This is a genomic window from Actinomadura sp. 7K534 (genome assembly GCF_004348575.1).
Lineage (GTDB): Bacteria > Actinomycetota > Actinomycetes > Streptosporangiales > Streptosporangiaceae > Spirillospora > Spirillospora livida.
The window spans coordinates 1-14,734 of the sequence record NZ_SMKB01000181.1 but is presented as its reverse complement, the minus strand read 5'-3'; the positions used below and the strand labels follow the sequence as shown (position 1 = coordinate 14,734).

The following is a 14,734-nucleotide window of genomic DNA, read 5'->3' as shown; positions in this document are numbered from 1 at the left end:
GTAGAAGTCCCCGAGGGGTGGTCGCGCCCGCCGGGGCGGTGGGGAAATTGGGGAACGGGTGGGATAAGAGTCATCTGGGGTTTCTGGGGCTGGCGGGATTCTGGGATTAATGGCGGCGAGTATTGGGCCTTGACAATCTTCAATTGGTGAGTGTCGCGGATTTTTGCGACGAATCATGACAAATGTTGTTGATCAGGGCCGGAGCTTGAGGGAATGACGGCGAGGGTATAAGCCGGGGGACATTTTTCGTTTCCTCGCTCCGGAGTGCAGATGCGCCTCTCCCGCCCCTGTCTCGCCGTTTTCGGCGCGCTCACCATCGCAGCCGGTTCCATCGTCTGGTCCGCGCCCGCCTCGGCGGCCGCGACCAACTACGTCGCACTCGGGGATTCCTACTCGTCCGGCACGGGGGCCGGAAACTACGACCCGGACAGCGGGTCATGCAAGCGCAGTGCCAACGCCTACCCGAACCTGTGGGCGGCGGCGAACGCGACGGACTCGTACCGGTTCGCCGCCTGCTCGGGGGCGACGACCTCGTCCGTCTCCAGCGGGCAGCTCGGTGCGCTCAGCTCGTCCACGACGCTCGTGAGCATCACGGTCGGCGGCAACGACGCCGGCTTCAGCAACGTGATGCAGACGTGCGTCCTGCAGTCGACCTCGACCTGCCAGAACAGGGTCGCGCAGGCCGAGAGCTACATGCGGGACACCCTGCCGGGACGCCTCGACTCGCTGTACGCGCAGATCCGGTCCAGGGCGCCCTCGGCGCGCGTGGTGGTGCTCGGGTACCCGCGCCTCTACACGATCGTCGACTGGTGCGTGGGGCTGGGCAACGCCAAGCGCACCGCCCTCAACAGCGCCGCCGACACGCTGGCCGGGGTGACCCGCCAGGCCGCGGACCGCGCCGGGTTCACCTGGTCCGACGTCCGGGACGAGTTCGCCGGCCACGAGCTGTGCTCCGGCGACGACTGGCTCAACGCGGTGACGCTCCCGATCGAGTCGTCCTACCACCCGACCGCCCGGGGCCACCGGCTCGGCTACCTGCCCGCCTTCAACGCGTCCGCGAAGACCGCGCTGAAGGCCGAGAGCTCCGCCAGGAGCGCCGGCTGACGGAGGTCCGCGCCGCGCGGGCCCCGGTCACCGTCCCCAAGGGGATGTGACCGGGGCCCGCTTCGCGTAGAAATGGGGACCGAAGCACGTTCTAGTGACATCGCGTCACCGGGGGGCCGCGGCGCGGCCGGGTGGGAGGTAACCATGGTGATCGACGCGTGGATGCAGCACGGCACGGTGCGGTTCCTGCAGCACGAGATGCTGGATTCGCTGTGGCGGTGGACCGGGCAGAAGCCTCCGGAGCAGGAGGTGCCGATCGACGTGACGGTCGGCGCCATGGACGCCGGCGGCGTGGACGTCGGTCTCATCAGCGCCTGGTACGGACCCGAGGGCGCGCTGGTGAGCAACGACGAGGTCGCCTCGTTCGTCGAGCAGGCCCCGCCGGGGCGCCTGCTGGGCATCGCCTCGGTCGACATCCGCAAGCCCATGGACGCCGTGCGGGAGCTGCGGCGGTGCGTCCGCGAACTGGGGTTCCGCGGCCTGCGCGTGGTGCCGTGGCTCTGGGAGCTGCCGCCCACCGACAGGCGCTTCTATCCGCTGTTCGCCGAATGCGTGGAGCTAGGCATCCCCTTCTGCACGCAGGTCGGGCACACGGGGCCGCTGCGCCCGAGCGAGACGGGACGGCCGATCCCCTACATCGACCAGGTCGCACTCGACTTCCCGGAACTCGTCATCATCGGCGGGCACATCGGCTACCCGTGGACGGAGGAAATGGTCGCGGTGTGCCGGAAGCACCCGAACGTCTACATCGACACGTCCGCGTACACCGTCCGGAGGTATCCGCCGGAGCTCGTCCGGTACATGACCCAGGACAGGCAGCACAAGGTCATGTTCGGCACGAACTACCCCATGATGACGGCGGAGCGTGCGCTCAAGGGCCTGGACGACCTCGGCCTCTCCGACGAGGCGAAGAAGGCGTTCCTGTCGGGCAACGCCAAGCGCGTCTTCCACCTCTGAGGATCACCGGCGCAGCGTCCGGAAGGCCAGCAGGCCCAGCGGGACCGGCGCCCAGAAGGTGACGGCCCGGAACAGCAGCACGGCGTGCAGGGCCGGTCCGGCGGTGATCCCCAGGGCGATCAGGGCCGCGACGAGGGCCGCCTCGGTGGAGCCGATCCCGCCCGGGGCCGGCACCGCCGAGCCCGCCGCGGCCGCCACCAGGTAGGCGGCCACGAGCACGAGGAGGTCGGACGGGCCCGCGGCCGTCCCGGGCACAGCGAGGACGCTCAGCGCGAACGCCAGGCCGAGCGTGAACGTGGTCGCCGCGGACCCGGCCAGCACCACCAGCAGGGCGCGCGGGCGGCGGCACAGGTCGGTGAGGCCCTCGACGGCCCGTCCGGCCGCCGCCGAGCGCGCCGCGCGGCGCCCGCACGGCACCGCCGCCGCCAGCAGCACCCCCGCGGCGATGGCCAGCGGGACGGGCGGGACGCTGCCGGCGACCGCCGCGGCGTGCCGGCCGAGCGCGTCCACGATCCGGCCGTCCCCGCCGCCGGAGCCGACGACCGCGCACAGCAGGAGCAGGTCGGCGGGGACGCCCGCCACCTGCACCACGGCGACGACGACCGCGGCCCGCGGGAGCGGCAGCCCGCGGCAGACGAGGTAGCGGGTGTTGACGGCCGCGGCGCCGAGGCCGCCCGGCGTCACGCGGTTGGCCGCCGCGGCCGTGAACTGCGCCAGCGTGGTCCGGTACAGCGGGATCGGCCGCCCGGACGCGGCGCGCAGCGCGACCGCGGAGCAGCCGAAGTGCAGGATGCAGAGCAGGACCAGCGCGGGCAGATATGCCCACCGCATCTCGCCGGCGGCGGCCAGGGCCGGGCGCGCCGGGCCGGTCGTCGCGAGCAGCGCGGTGCCGGCGGCGATCACCAGCGCGGCGGCGGCCAGCCGGCGGATCCGGCGGACGGGCGGGAGGGGCGCGGCTTCTCCACCGGTACCGGGGAGTCCGGCGGACGCCGCGGAGTCAGCGCCGGCGGCGATCGTCTCCACACCTAGATGATTGGCCGACTCGCCGGCGATTATGCGGCCGGAGGGCGGACGGCGCGCGAACACGCGGTGCGGAGTTTCTCGCGTGACCTGCGGGCTTTGGTACTTCCCTTAGATCCTTTTCACACTATGATCAGGGACCGCTACAGCACGTGACGATCGGATGACGGGGGAGAGTGACGACCATGACCAGCGCTCACCAGCGGCTGGGCGAACGCATCAGCCGCTTCCGGGGCACCAGGAGCGGGCGCCGTCCGTCCACCGCCAAGGCCCCCGGCAGCCGGACGATCGTGCTGACCTGTAGCGACTACCTCGACCTCGCCGAGCATCCGGCGATCACCGAAGCCATGATCGCCAGCCTGCGAACGGCCGACGGCGCGGCGGCCCCGGTGCCCGGCCCCTGCCTGCCCGACGACCACCCGCAGATGATCCTCGGCGCGGAGTTCGCGCGGCACCTGGGGGCGCGGGCGGGCGTGCTGTGCTCGTCGGGCTGGGCGGCCAACACGGGGCTCATGCAGGTCGTCGCGGGTCCGGACGTCCCCGTCTACCTGGACGCCCTCGCCCACATGTCGCTGTGGGAGGGCGCGCGGACGGCGGGCGCGGAACTCGCCCACTTCCGCCACAACGACCTCGGCCACCTGCGCCGCCGCGTCGAGGTGGGCGGCTCCGGAGTGATCGCCGTGGACGCCGTCTACAGCACCGACGGCTCGGTGTGCCCGCTGCCGGGCCTTGTGGAGATCGCCGAGGAGTACGACTGCCTCCTCGTGGTGGACGAGTCCCACTCGCTCGGCACGCACGGCTCCCGCGGCGAGGGCCTGGTCGCCGCGCTGGGGCTGACGGGCCGCGTCGACTTCCGCACCGCGAGCCTGGCCAAGGCGCTGCCGGGACGCGCCGGGCTGATCGCCTGCGACCGCCCGGGTTTCGCGGACTACTTCACCCACACCGCGCTCCCGGCCGTGTTCAGCTCGACGCTGCTGCCGCACGACGTGGCGGGCCTGTCCGCCGCGCTGCGGGTCGTCCGGGACGAATGGCGCCGCCGGGACCGGCTGCGCGCCGTCACGCGCCGCCTGCGGGACGGGCTGGCGGGTCTCGGCTACGGGCTCGTCGAGTCCGACACGCAGATCATCGCGCTGGAGACGGGCTCGGAGGCCGACGCGACCCTGATGCGCGACGCGCTGGTGGCCCGCGACATCTTCAGCGCGGCGCTGTTCCCGCCCACGGCGTCGGTGGGGCGCACGCTCGTCCGCCTGTCCGCCCACGCGGGCCTGACCGACGACGACGTCAAGCGGATCCTCACGGCCTGCCAGGCGCTCCGCCCGCGGCTGGGCGAGCAGGCCGCGGCTCCCGCGGGCTGAGAACCGCGCTCACGCCGCGGGCTGGTACCGCTCGTGGCGGGTGTGGGCGCCGATGTAGCGGAGCATCCTGCGCAGCGCCCAGTGGTTGATGCCGGCCGGCATCATGCGGTACCCCTGCCGGTTGGCCATGGCCAGGGCGGCGAACTGGGCGTGGTCGAGCGGCGTCCAGGGAATGTCGAAGCGCTGCCGGACGATCGTCGGCAGGCACCCGAAGGTGAGCAGGCGCAGCGGGCGCTCGATGACCAGGCGCCCCGCGCGGTCGAGGCGGGGGCCGCCCACGGGCAGGATCGTGATGCTGTCCGACCCGTGCTTCGCGATCTCCAGGGCGCGCGCGGCGGCCGGGGTGAGTTCGAGCCGCTTGGTGCAGACGTGCCAGAACTTCGACTGGAACGACGCGTAGTCGGCGGGGACGGGACGCATGCTGACCCCGTAGCGCGAGTACCAGGTGACGGTCTCGGCGTACATCTGCTCGTGGTCCTCGGCGGTCAGCGTCCCGGGATGGAAGGTCTCGGCGGCCTTGAAGATCTCCCACGTGAACGTTGCGTGCGCCCACCAGAACGTCTCGGGCTCCAGGGCGTGGTAGCGGCGGGCGTGCTCGTCGACACCGCCGATGGCGCGGTGCAGGTCGCGGATGCCGCGGGCCCGGTCGGCGCCGTCCGGCGCGAGGATCGTCGCCCAGATCTGGGGGACGGACCGGTGGATCCGCTCGAACGGCGCGTCGAAGAACGCGGAGTGCTCCGAGACGCCGGCGCCGATGCCGGGATGCATGAGCTGCATGAGGCCGGCGGCCGCCCCCGGCAGCAGCGACCGCATGTCGGCGGCGTACCGCCACAGCAGCGACCCCGGCCCGAGCGGAGCCCCGCTGACCACCGTGGACGGCGACGACAAGACCGGCATCACACCTCCTGGCAGCGACCACCTACCGCCAGGCTAACGCCAATGAGACAAGAGTCAAGATTTGTCACACGTCTAGCCGCCACTGGACCTTCTGGTCACCCACGGGCCCGGGACGCCTCCAACAGCCGTGCGACGGACCCGCATCCGGTGACGTGAGGTCCCCCCAGGCTTGGGAGTGGGACCAGCAGAACACCACCTACCCGCATGATCACCCCACGGGTCGTGCGGCCGGAGGCGCCCAAGGCGCCGGAGGTCGCACGACCCGCCGCACGGGGAGCCGTTTCACGAGACGCGGAGCGGATCGGGAAACGGCTCCCCGTGCGCAACGGGGGTTCCAGGGGGTCGCCCCCCTGGGCGAGCACAGCTAGCACTGCTTATAAACCGCCACCGCGCACGCACTTCCCAGGCCGATGTTGTGCTGGAGGGCGACGCGGGCGCCTTCGACCTGGCGGTCGTCAGCCTTGCCGCGGAGCTGCCAGGTCAGTTCGGCGCACTGGGCGAGGCCGGTGGCGCCGAGGGGGTGGCCCTTGGAGATGAGGCCGCCGGAGGGGTTGACGACCCACTTGCCGCCGTAGGTGGTGGCCTCGTCGTCGATGAGCTTGTGGCCTTCGCCGACCTCGGCCATGCCGAGGGCTTCGTAGGTGATGAGCTCGTTGGCGCTGAAGCAGTCGTGGAGTTCGATGACGTCGACGTCGTCGATGGAGACCTGCGCCTGCTCCATGGCGGTGCGGGCGGCGCGCTGGGAGACGCCGAAGCCGACGACCTGGATGGAGGAGTTGTCGGCGAAGCTCTCGGGGGTGTCGGTGGAGATGTGGTGGCCGGCGATCTCGATGGCCTGGTCCCACAGGTCGTGCTCGTCGAGGAAGCGTTCGCTGACGACGAGGGCCGCGGCGGCGCCGTCGGAGGTGGGGGAGCACTGCAGCTTGGTCAGCGGGTCGAAGATCATCGGCGCGTTCTTGACGTCGTCGAGGGTGTACTCGGTCTGGAACTGCGCGTAGGGGTTGTTGGTGGAGTGCTTGTGGTTCTTCCAGCCGATCCAGGCGTAGTGCTCGGGCGTGGAGCCGTACTTCTCCATGTGCTCGCGGCCCGCGTTGCCGAACATCTGCGGCATGGGGGCCTTGTCCATCTCCCACTGGCGGCCCGCGGTCATGGAGGTGAGGTGGTGGTCGATGATGGTGACCTTCGAGCCCTCCATGCCGGCGCCGAGGGAGCCCTTCTTCATCTTCTCCATGCCGAGGGCGAGCGCGCAGTCGGCGAGGCCGCCGCGGACGGCCTGGCGGGCGAGGAACAGGGCGCTCGACCCGGTCGCACAGGCGTTCTGGACGGTCATCACGGGGATGCCGGTCATTCCGGTCTCGTAGAGGGCGCGCTGGCCCATCGATCCGTACATCGATCCGGCGTAGGCCATCTCGATCTTGTCGTAGTCGACGCCGGCGTCCTGCAGGGCGTTGCCGACGGCCTCCTTGGCCATGTCGGGGTACTCCCAATCGCGGGAGCCCGGCTTCTCGAACTTGGTCATGCCGACGCCTACGACGAAGGTGCGGTTGGCCATCAGGCTCGCCTCCTGTACCGAATCAGGTTCGGTACACACGATAGACCCGCGGGGCGTCCCGGCGCCGCCCCCTCCCGGTCGCCGGTACGCCGCGCCGCCGGGTCAGCCGGTCATCTCGCCCGCGAGCGCGGCGGCGAACGCGTCGACGTCGGCCTCGGTGGTGTCGAAGGAGCACACCCAGCGGACCTCGCCGGCCCGCTCGTCCCACGTGTAGAACGGGAACCGCTTGCGGAGCCGCTCGGCGGCGTCCTTCGGGAGGACGGCGAACACCGCGTTCGCCTCCACGGCCTGGGTGATCTCCACCCCCGGGACGGCGCGGGCGGCGCCGGCGAGGCGGGCGGCCATGGCGTTGGCGTGGGCGGCGTTGCGCAGCCACAGGTCGCCGTCCAGCAGCGCGACGAGCTGCGCGGACACGTACCGCATCTTGGACGCCAGCTGCATGCTCGACTTGCGCAGGTACGCCAGCCCGCGCGCCGCGTCCGGGTTCAGCACGACCACCGCCTCGCCGAGCAGCAGCCCGTTCTTGGTGCCGCCGAAGGACAGGACGTCCACGCCCGCGTCGGTGGTGAGGGCCCGCAGCGGGAGGCCGAGGGACGCGGCGGCGTTGGCGACGCGCGCGCCGTCCATGTGCACCGAGAGACCGCGCTCGTGCGCCGCCGCCGCGATCGCCGCGGTCTCCGCCGCGGTGTAGACGGTGCCCAGCTCGGTGCTCTGGGTGATCGACACGACGGCGGGCCGGCGCCGCTGGACGTTGTCGAGGCCGGTCGCGAGCTCCTCGACCCGCGCGGGCGTCAGCTTTCCGTCCGGTGCCGGCGCCGTGACCAGTTTCAGGCCCGCGACCTTCTCGGCGGCGCCGCACTCGTCGGTGTTGATGTGCGCCGAGTCCGCGCAGATGACCGAACTCCACCGCTCCGACATCGCCTGCAGCGACACCACGTTGGCGCCCGTCCCGTTGAAGACCGGGTACACCTCGGCCCGGTCGCCGAAGTGCCGCCGGACGACCTCGCGGAGCCGCGCGGTGACGTCGTCGTCGCCGTAGGCGGGCTGGTGGCCGTCGTTGCAGGCGGCCAGCGCGGCGAGGACCTCCGGGTGGACGCTCGCCTGGTTGTCGCTGGCGAACGTGCGCCCGGCGGGACGGCGGGCGCCGCCGCCGTGCGCCGCGGAGGGGGGACCATTCGTGGGGGGCTCGGCCGGCGGAATCGTCATGCGTCCATTCTCGCGGATGCCCGCGCCCGCAATTCCCGCGCACTCCGCGCCAATTGCGGACGGCGGTTTTCCCGGAGCGGGTCAGGCCGGGCGGTCGGTGATGTTCTGCACCGGGGCGGGCGCGGCGTCGGCCGGGGGATCGGCGGGGCGAAGGGCCATCCGGGCGCGCATCGCGTCGAGGTCGTCGCCGAACCGGGCCATCGTGGCCTGGAGGTCGCGCCAGAGGCCGGTCCGCTGCTCCAGTTGCGCGATCCTGGTGCGGAGGTCGCCGATGCGGCGCTCGGCCGCCGTGAGCCGGGTGCCGTGCACGGCGCTGTCGCGGCCGGTGCGGATCAGGCTGGTCGCGACGGCCGCCACGTCGCGCTCGTTGTCGTCCATCCGCTCGTCGATCCGGGGGAGCAGCCGGTCGTTGAGCTGGCCGACCAGCGAGTCGAGCTCGGCGCGCAGCGCGCGCACTTCGGCGTCCTGGTCCCGGACGGCCTGCTCCAGGAGCGTGACGCGCTCGAGGTGGGCGGGCAGCTGCCGCCACGCCTCCGCCGACCGTTCCAGATCCCGCCCGAGTCTGGCGAGGACGCCGGCGCCCCCGCGCAGCTGGCGCTCCGCCTCGGCGGCGGCGCGGCGGACGAGACCCGGGATCACGGTCATGGCGCTCCCTCCAGGAACCGCTCGGATAAGCCTCCCTAAACTCTAGGCGAAAAGCACCTGAACATTGCGTAAACCAGGGCGTTTATCGGGCGGTCCGCGCGTGTTTTCGGACGACCGCCGGGCGCGTCCCGTGCGGGGGCGGCCCGCTGCACGTGCACAGGCCCCGCCGCACGATGAGCCAGGCTCGTTCGGCCGTGTAGTCGGCCCGGCTCAATGCCGGGCGGACGCGGTGACAGGTCAGGCAGAGCATGCTTCGTTCGTCCTCCCCGTGAGGCCGGCGGCCCGCCGTCCCGCACGCCTTCCCCCCGGATGCGCGCGGAACGGCGGAACCCACAGGCGGGCCCGTCGGCTACCGGCGCGGGCCACGGTACGCATCCCGAGGTTGCATGCACGTTGCGACGATTCGGTCACGCACCGTGGTTGATTCGGGTTGGCGAGATACCCGGAATCGGTTGCGCCGTCCCTTGCCGTTCACCGATCCTCGGACGGGCCGGGGATCGGCCGGGGAGGGGATCGAACCGTGCACCTTCCGGCGAGGTCGCGAGTGCCCCGTACGCCGGGAACGGTCCGTGGAGAGCCGTCCGTGCGGTCCCGTCGAGAACGAAAAGGGTTGACCCATGGTGGTGCGGAAGCCGGTGGCCGTGCGGCCGCCGATCGCCGAGTCGTGGCGGCGCTCCCGGGACGCCGGCGTGGACGCGGCGGTGCAGGCCGCGCCGCTGGTGTACGACCGGGACGTGCTCGCCGACGCGCGCAGCGCGCACCCCCTCGAACGGCACCTGCCGATGCTGGAGGGGCTGCTGCGGCGCGTCGCCGACGAGACCGAGCACCTCATGGTGATCACCGACGCCGCGGGGCACGTGCTGTGGCGGCAGGGCCCGCCCGCCGCGCGCCGCGACGCCGACGCGATCGGGCTGACCGAGGGGTTCCGGTGGTCGGAGGACGCCGTCGGCACCAACGGCATCGGCACCGCGCTGGCGTCCGGGCGGCCCGAGTACGTGTACGCCTCCGAGCACGTCGCGCACGTCCTGCACCGCTGGTCGTGCGCCGGCGCCCCGATCACCGACCCCGACTCGGGACGGGTGGTCGGCTGCATCGACGTCAGCGCGACCGCGCGGGCCCTGCATCCGGCGACGGTCGCGCTGGTCGCCGCCGCCGCGCGGCTCGCCGAGTCGCGGCTGGAGAACGAGATGCGGCAGCGGGACGAGCGGCTGCGCGAGCGGCTCCTGCCGCACGTGCGGGGGGCGCGGGACGCGGGCGTGCTCGTCACCGCCACCGGCCGGATCCTCGCCGCCCCGGCCGGCCGGTACCCGGAGAGCTGGCGGGGGCGGCGCGTCGGCGTCCCCGAGCCGGGGAAGGCGCTCACGCTGCCCGACGGCCGCACCGCCCTCGCCGAACCGCTCGGCGAGGCGTTCCTGCTGCGCCCGTCGGTGGAGCACGGGCGGCCCGGCACCCGACCGCCGTCCCTCGGCGGATCGCCGGCCGGGGACGTCGCGGCGCGGTTCCCCGCCGGCGAGGGACCGCTGCTGACGCTGTCGTTCCTCGGCGAGGGCCGCCCGCAGGCGCACCTGGACGGGCGGCCGGTCCCGCCGGCGCTGCGGCACGCCGAGATCCTCGCCGCGCTCGCCCTCCACCCCAGGGGGCTGACCGGGGACGGGCTCGCGCTGTGCCTGTACGGCGAGGACGGCAGCCCCGCGTCGGTCCGGCCCGAGATCCACCGGCTCCGCCAGCAGTTCGGCGGCATCGTGCGGGCCCGCCCCTACCGGCTCGGGTGCGCGGTCGAGGCCGACTTCCTCACGGTGCGGCGGATGCTGGACGAGGGCGACGCCGCCGGGGCCGTGCGCCTGTACACCGGCGAGCTGCTGCCCCGCTCCGACGCGCCCGCCGTCCGCGCCGAACGCGACGAGCTGGCGGTGCGGGTGCGGCGGCTGGCGCTCGACCGGGGCGGCGCCGACGCGCTGTGGACCTACGCCCAGACCGAGCCCGGCCGCGCCGACCTGGAGGTGCTGGAGCGGCTCCGCGACGTCCTGCCGCCGGGCGATCCGCGGCTGGCCGCGGTCGCCTCGCGCCGCGAGCGGCTCCTCGCCGGCGAGGCGTGAGGACCGGCGGTCCCCGGGCGCCGCGAAGGGGTCAGGCGCCCTCGCCGGCCAGGTGGGCGCAGTCGTTGTAGCACACGGCCTCCAGCCGCGCGCCGTTCCGCCGCCACCGGGTCACCGAGGCGTTGCCGATCGACTCCTTCTCGATCGCCATGATCTCTTGCTCGGTCAGCTCCTCCACCAGGTAGCGGGTCATCACCACGATCGCGTCGTGCGTGACGACCAGCACCCGCCCGCCGGGGGCCGCGGCCTCCAGGTCGCGGTAGAAGCTGCGCAGCCGCAGCGCCAGGTCGGCCCACGACTCCCCGCCGGGCGGCCGGTAGTAGAACTTGCCGAGGTGCCGCAGCCGCTCGGCCTCCGCCGGGAACCGGCGCTCGACCCCGGCGCCGGTGAGGCCCTGCAGGACGCCCTGCTCGCGGTCGCGGAGCCGCTCGTCCACCTTCGGCCGCAGCCCTTCCGGGTCCTGCGGGGCGGCGTAGGACGTCTGGGCGAGCGCGATCTTCGCGGTGTCGAGGGCGCGCAGGTAGGGGGAGGAGACGACCAGCGTCGGGCGCTCGTCCTCGGGGAGGGCGGCGAGCCAGCGGCCGAACGCCGCCGCCTGGGCGCGGCCGGCGTCCGACAGGGGGATGTCGGCGTCCCGCTCGGGGATGCCGGCCTCCTCCGCGTCGGTGCCCGCCACGGCCTTGTACGCGAGGTTGCCCGTGCTCTCGCCGTGCCGGGTCATGGTCAGCCAATGCAGCGCGTCCACGCCCGCCATGCTGCCATGCCCCTGGAGCGGCGGGCGCGGTTCGGCCGTGCTCTACGCGCGGTAGTACTCTCGTGCCGTGACAGACGGCCTCACCGTAGTGATCATCGTGGCGGCGGTGCTCGCCGCCGGCTACGCGCTGGTGGCGGCGCTGCGCAACCGGGCGATGGACCTGGGGCAGCTGATCTCGCTCGGCGTGCTGGAGGTCCTGCTGGTGGCGCAGGCCGTCGTCGGGTTCGTCAAGCTGGGCGGGGACGAGGGCCCCGCGAGCTCGGCGACCTTCGTCGGCTACCTGCTCGCCAGCCTGCTCATCCCGCTCGCGGGCGCCGGATGGGGTTTGCTGGAGCGCACCCGGTGGGGCTCCGGCGTGATCGTCATCGCCGGCCTCGGCGTCGCCGTCATGATCGTCCGGCTGGACCAGCTGTGGAGCGGGACCGGTGGCTGACCCCGAGCGGCCCGATGAGCGGCAGGGAGGGGCCCGTGCGGGCGGCGGCGCCCGCGCCGGCGCCGGCGCCCGCACGGGCGGCGCCGCCCGTCCCGGCACCGCCGGCGGGCCGGGACGGGTGCTGGTCGCCGTCTACGGGATCTTCGCGCTGGCGGCGGGTGCGCGCGCGGGTGTGCAGATCGCCACCAGGTTCGCGGACGCGCCGCTCGCCTACGCCCTGTCGGCGTTCGCCGCGGCCGTCTACGTCGTGGCGACGGTCGCGCTGGCCCGCGGCGGCCGGACGTCGTTCCGGGTCGCCGTCGCCGCCTGCGCCACGGAACTGGCGGGCGTGCTGATCGTGGGGACGCTCAGCCTCGCCGACTCCGCGGCGTTCCCCGACGAGACCGTCTGGTCCGCCTACGGGCGCGGCTACGGGTTCGTCCCGCTGGTGCTCCCGATCGTGGGCCTGCTGTGGTTGCGCCGCACCGCCCGCACAGGTGGCGGGCCCGAAACGGGCGGTGGGCGCCCTGCGGGCGGCGGCGTGTGAGCCCTCCGGCCACAGGTGTCCGGTGCGCACGGGGCGCGGGGTGATCACGCGGCGGCCGCCGGGGGCGTGATGCGCCCGCCGATGGGGAGCGCGTGCACCGCGGCCCTGGTGATCGCCTCGACCTCGTCGGAGGAGTGGTCGGCGGCAGGGTTGCGGCTCATCCAGCGGACCAGCTTCAGCGGCGGCGCGAACACGATCCCGTCGGCGGCGAAGGGCGACTTGACGATCTTGCCGCCGTGCACGGCCAGCACCGGCGTCACCTTCACCGGCACCTCCGCGACCTGCGAGATCAGCTCGGCGGCGGCGTCGGCGCGCGCGGTCAGCCCGCGGACCAGCGCGGACTGGGTCCGGCCGTCGATGAACAGCCGGCCGCCGTGCTGGGAGATCTCCGCGTCCGGCTGCCACGCCTCGTTGTGCACCAGCCACACGCCGCCCGGCCCGAACACCAGCTGGTCGGCCTGCCCGTGCCCGGGGACCGTCCGCTCGTGCAGCACGCGGTGGCCGCGCCGTTCCAGGGTGTAGCGCAGCACCCGGTTCATCCGCTGCTCGCCGCGCAGCCCGCGGCGCCACACGCTGGACGCGTGGTAAACGCGCCAATGGACGTACGCGTCCGCGGACGCCACCAGAACCGCCATCAGGATTCCGAAAACGGCGTTCACGAGCAGTCCGCACAGTATGAGCGTCGCCCCCGCCAGAATTGCGCGGGTCCGCAGTCGGCCCTTTCGGCCGCGCTGCCAGAGGTCCTCGTATACCGCCTGGGGCGAACCGCCGGTGAACGCGGCCCGGTCCCTCAGGTAGATGGAGCTGCCGATCATGAGACCCTCCCAGCACCCTGCGACGACGGCTTCATTATGGGGATGGGGACGGCATTGTCGCCATACTTTGCAAGGTGACGTTCATCAAACGCAAAAGCAAGTGACGGTACGGGGAGCATTGCCTACCTGCTGTTCTCCGGCGGTTGGACCGGCGATTCCCGGGGAGAACTCCGACATGGCCTCTGTGAATGGCTGAAAGGCGCAGTGCAACTTCCATCGCAACGCTCGGAGCCTTTTTCATTTCGGTCGCATTTCCGGCACGGGCGATCACCGAACGCACCGTGCGCCCCGGTGCGGGCACACTTGTCGGATGCACATCAGCGACGCCGAGGGCCTCCCCGTCCGGGACGCCGTCCCGGCCCTGCGCGCGGCACTGGACGACCGCGGCGCGGCCGTGCTGGCGGCGCCGCCCGGCACCGGGAAGACGACCCTGGTCCCGCTCGCGCTCGCCGGGCTCGCCCTCGGCGGCCGGCCCGGGGCGGGGAAGGTCCTCGTCCTGGAACCGCGCCGCCTCGCCGCCCGCGCCGCCGCCCGCCGGATGGCGTGGCTCCTCGGCGAGCGGGTCGGCGGACGGGTCGGCCTCACCGTCCGCGGCGAGAGCCGCCCCGGCACGCGCGTCGACGTCGTCACGACCGGCGTCGTCCTGCAGCGCCTCCAGTCCGACCCGGAGCTCGCCGACGTCGGCACGGTCATCCTGGACGAGTGCCATGAGCGGCACCTGGACGCCGACACCGCCCTCGCGTTCCTCCTGGACGTCCGCGCGGCACTGCGCCCCGACCTGCGCCTGGTCGCCGCGTCCGCCACCGCCGACACCGGCCCGTGGGCGCGCCTCCTCGGGGACGCCCCCGTGGTGGAGACCCCGGCCGCGCTCCACCCCGTCGAGACGGTCTGGGCGCCGCCGCCGCGCCCGGTCGCGCCGCCCCACGGCATGCGGGTCGACCCGGCGCTCCTCGGGCACGTCGCCGCGACGGTGCGCCGCGCCCTGGCCGAGCGGGACGGCGACGTCCTGTGCTTCCTGCCCGGTGCCGGGGAGATCGCCCGCGTCGCGGGCATGCTCGGCGGCGCCCCGGCCGAGATACTGCAGGTGCACGGGCAGGCGCCGCCGGCGGTGCAGGACGCGGTCCTCGCCCCGTCCGGGCGCCGCCGCGTCGTCCTCGCCACCTCCGTCGCCGAGTCGAGCCTCACCGTCCCGGGGGTCCGCGCCGTGGTGGACGCCGGCCTCGCCCGCGAGCCGCGCACCGACCACGCCCGCGGCCTCGGCGCCCTGACGACCGTCCGCGCGTCCCGCGCCACCGCCGCCCAGCGGGCGGGACGCGCCGGACGCGAGGCCCCCGGGGCCGTGTACCGCTGCTGGACCGAGGCCGAGCACGAGCG

At 73.6% G+C, this 14,734-nt stretch carries 14 protein-coding genes; 7 read left to right on the top strand and 7 right to left on the bottom strand.

All coding sequences use genetic code 11. From position 1 onward, the window contains the following. The first annotated feature begins 270 nt into the window (after positions 1 to 270). Together E1266_RS27475 and E1266_RS27470 are read left to right on the top strand one after the other, a co-directional pair. Positions 271 to 1,104 carry an SGNH/GDSL hydrolase family protein gene (locus tag E1266_RS27475; protein ID WP_132051856.1) on the top strand — a complete coding sequence of 278 codons (834 nt, stop codon included), beginning with the start codon at positions 271 to 273 and terminating at the stop codon, positions 1,102 to 1,104. A 144-nt stretch (positions 1,105 to 1,248) separates the two neighbouring features. Next, positions 1,249 to 2,061 carry an amidohydrolase family protein gene (locus tag E1266_RS27470; RefSeq protein WP_132051854.1) on the top strand — a complete coding sequence of 271 codons (813 nt, stop codon included), beginning with the start codon at positions 1,249 to 1,251 and terminating at the stop codon, positions 2,059 to 2,061. Between the two features lie 3 nt (positions 2,062 to 2,064). On the opposite strand, the gene E1266_RS27465 is transcribed toward E1266_RS27470, so the two are convergent. Beyond that, positions 2,065 to 3,084 carry a lysylphosphatidylglycerol synthase domain-containing protein gene (locus E1266_RS27465; protein WP_165966232.1) on the bottom strand — a complete coding sequence of 340 codons (1,020 nt, stop codon included), beginning with the start codon at positions 3,082 to 3,084 and terminating at the stop codon, positions 2,065 to 2,067. A 182-nt stretch (positions 3,085 to 3,266) separates the two neighbouring features. Between E1266_RS27465 and cqsA the strand changes: the two genes are divergently transcribed. Continuing rightward, positions 3,267 to 4,436, top strand: a complete 1,170-nt coding sequence (gene cqsA / locus E1266_RS27460) for an alpha-hydroxyketone-type quorum-sensing autoinducer synthase (RefSeq protein WP_132051850.1) — start codon at positions 3,267 to 3,269, stop codon at positions 4,434 to 4,436. 9 nt (positions 4,437 to 4,445) lie between these two features. Here cqsA and E1266_RS27455 read toward each other — a convergent pair whose 3' ends face one another. The 4 genes from E1266_RS27455 to E1266_RS27440 all read right to left on the bottom strand — a co-directional run bounded on the left by E1266_RS27455 (position 4,446) and on the right by E1266_RS27440 (position 8,736). Then, positions 4,446 to 5,333 (bottom strand): oxygenase MpaB family protein, encoded by an 888-nt coding sequence (locus tag E1266_RS27455; RefSeq protein ID WP_132051848.1) that lies wholly within the window; start codon positions 5,331 to 5,333, stop codon positions 4,446 to 4,448. A 364-nt stretch (positions 5,334 to 5,697) separates the two neighbouring features. After that, positions 5,698 to 6,885 carry a lipid-transfer protein gene (locus E1266_RS27450; RefSeq protein WP_132051846.1) on the bottom strand — a complete coding sequence of 396 codons (1,188 nt, stop codon included), beginning with the start codon at positions 6,883 to 6,885 and terminating at the stop codon, positions 5,698 to 5,700. A 102-nt stretch (positions 6,886 to 6,987) separates the two neighbouring features. Next, the gene (locus E1266_RS27445; RefSeq protein ID WP_132051844.1) at positions 6,988 to 8,091 is read right to left on the bottom strand and encodes a beta-eliminating lyase-related protein; all 1,104 of its coding nucleotides are present in this window, start codon (positions 8,089 to 8,091) and stop codon (positions 6,988 to 6,990) included. Between the two features lie 81 nt (positions 8,092 to 8,172). Then, positions 8,173 to 8,736 carry a hypothetical protein gene (locus E1266_RS27440; RefSeq protein ID WP_132051842.1) on the bottom strand — a complete coding sequence of 188 codons (564 nt, stop codon included), beginning with the start codon at positions 8,734 to 8,736 and terminating at the stop codon, positions 8,173 to 8,175. A gap of 617 nt (positions 8,737 to 9,353) precedes the next feature. Between E1266_RS27440 and E1266_RS27435 the strand changes: the two genes are divergently transcribed. Further along, positions 9,354 to 10,832, top strand: coding sequence for a GAF domain-containing protein (locus E1266_RS27435; RefSeq protein ID WP_132051840.1), 1,479 nt, complete (start codon positions 9,354 to 9,356; stop codon positions 10,830 to 10,832). Positions 10,833 to 10,863: 31 nt separating this feature from the next. Here the strand turns inward: E1266_RS27435 and E1266_RS27430 are convergent, their stop codons facing one another. Then, positions 10,864 to 11,586: a histidine phosphatase family protein gene (locus E1266_RS27430; protein ID WP_132051830.1), complete on the bottom strand. Its 723-nt coding sequence runs from the start codon at positions 11,584 to 11,586 to the stop codon at positions 10,864 to 10,866. Between the two features lie 67 nt (positions 11,587 to 11,653). Between E1266_RS27430 and E1266_RS27425 the strand changes: the two genes are divergently transcribed. Then, positions 11,654 to 12,019, top strand: coding sequence for a hypothetical protein (locus tag E1266_RS27425; protein ID WP_165966231.1), 366 nt, complete (start codon positions 11,654 to 11,656; stop codon positions 12,017 to 12,019). Positions 12,020 to 12,137: 118 nt separating this feature from the next. Beyond that, positions 12,138 to 12,545, top strand: coding sequence for a hypothetical protein (locus tag E1266_RS27420; protein WP_132051858.1), 408 nt, complete (start codon positions 12,138 to 12,140; stop codon positions 12,543 to 12,545). A 44-nt stretch (positions 12,546 to 12,589) separates the two neighbouring features. On the opposite strand, the gene E1266_RS27415 is transcribed toward E1266_RS27420, so the two are convergent. After that, positions 12,590 to 13,360: a nuclease-related domain-containing protein gene (locus E1266_RS27415; protein WP_132051828.1), complete on the bottom strand. Its 771-nt coding sequence runs from the start codon at positions 13,358 to 13,360 to the stop codon at positions 12,590 to 12,592. 310 nt (positions 13,361 to 13,670) lie between these two features. Here E1266_RS27415 and E1266_RS27410 point away from each other — a divergent pair. Further along, positions 13,671 to 14,734: DEAD/DEAH box helicase (locus E1266_RS27410; protein WP_132051826.1), on the top strand; the 1,064-nt coding region annotated here is incomplete at its 3' end.

Bases quoted from the DNA above. Each gene is read 5' to 3' on its own strand.
- E1266_RS27475 (WP_132051856.1), top strand. From the start codon at position 271: ATGCGCCTCTCCCGCCCCTGTCTCGCCGTTTTCGGCGCGCTCACCATC.
- E1266_RS27470 (WP_132051854.1), top strand. From the start codon at position 1,249: ATGGTGATCGACGCGTGGATGCAGCACGGCACGGTGCGGTTCCTGCAG.
- cqsA (WP_132051850.1), top strand. From the start codon at position 3,267: ATGACCAGCGCTCACCAGCGGCTGGGCGAACGCATCAGCCGCTTCCGG.
- E1266_RS27455 (WP_132051848.1), bottom strand. From the start codon at position 5,333: ATGCCGGTCTTGTCGTCGCCGTCCACGGTGGTCAGCGGGGCTCCGCTC.
- E1266_RS27450 (WP_132051846.1), bottom strand. From the start codon at position 6,885: ATGGCCAACCGCACCTTCGTCGTAGGCGTCGGCATGACCAAGTTCGAG.
- E1266_RS27445 (WP_132051844.1), bottom strand. From the start codon at position 8,091: ATGACGATTCCGCCGGCCGAGCCCCCCACGAATGGTCCCCCCTCCGCG.
- E1266_RS27440 (WP_132051842.1), bottom strand. From the start codon at position 8,736: ATGACCGTGATCCCGGGTCTCGTCCGCCGCGCCGCCGCCGAGGCGGAG.
- E1266_RS27435 (WP_132051840.1), top strand. From the start codon at position 9,354: ATGGTGGTGCGGAAGCCGGTGGCCGTGCGGCCGCCGATCGCCGAGTCG.
- E1266_RS27430 (WP_132051830.1), bottom strand. From the start codon at position 11,586: ATGGCGGGCGTGGACGCGCTGCATTGGCTGACCATGACCCGGCACGGC.
- E1266_RS27415 (WP_132051828.1), bottom strand. From the start codon at position 13,360: ATGATCGGCAGCTCCATCTACCTGAGGGACCGGGCCGCGTTCACCGGC.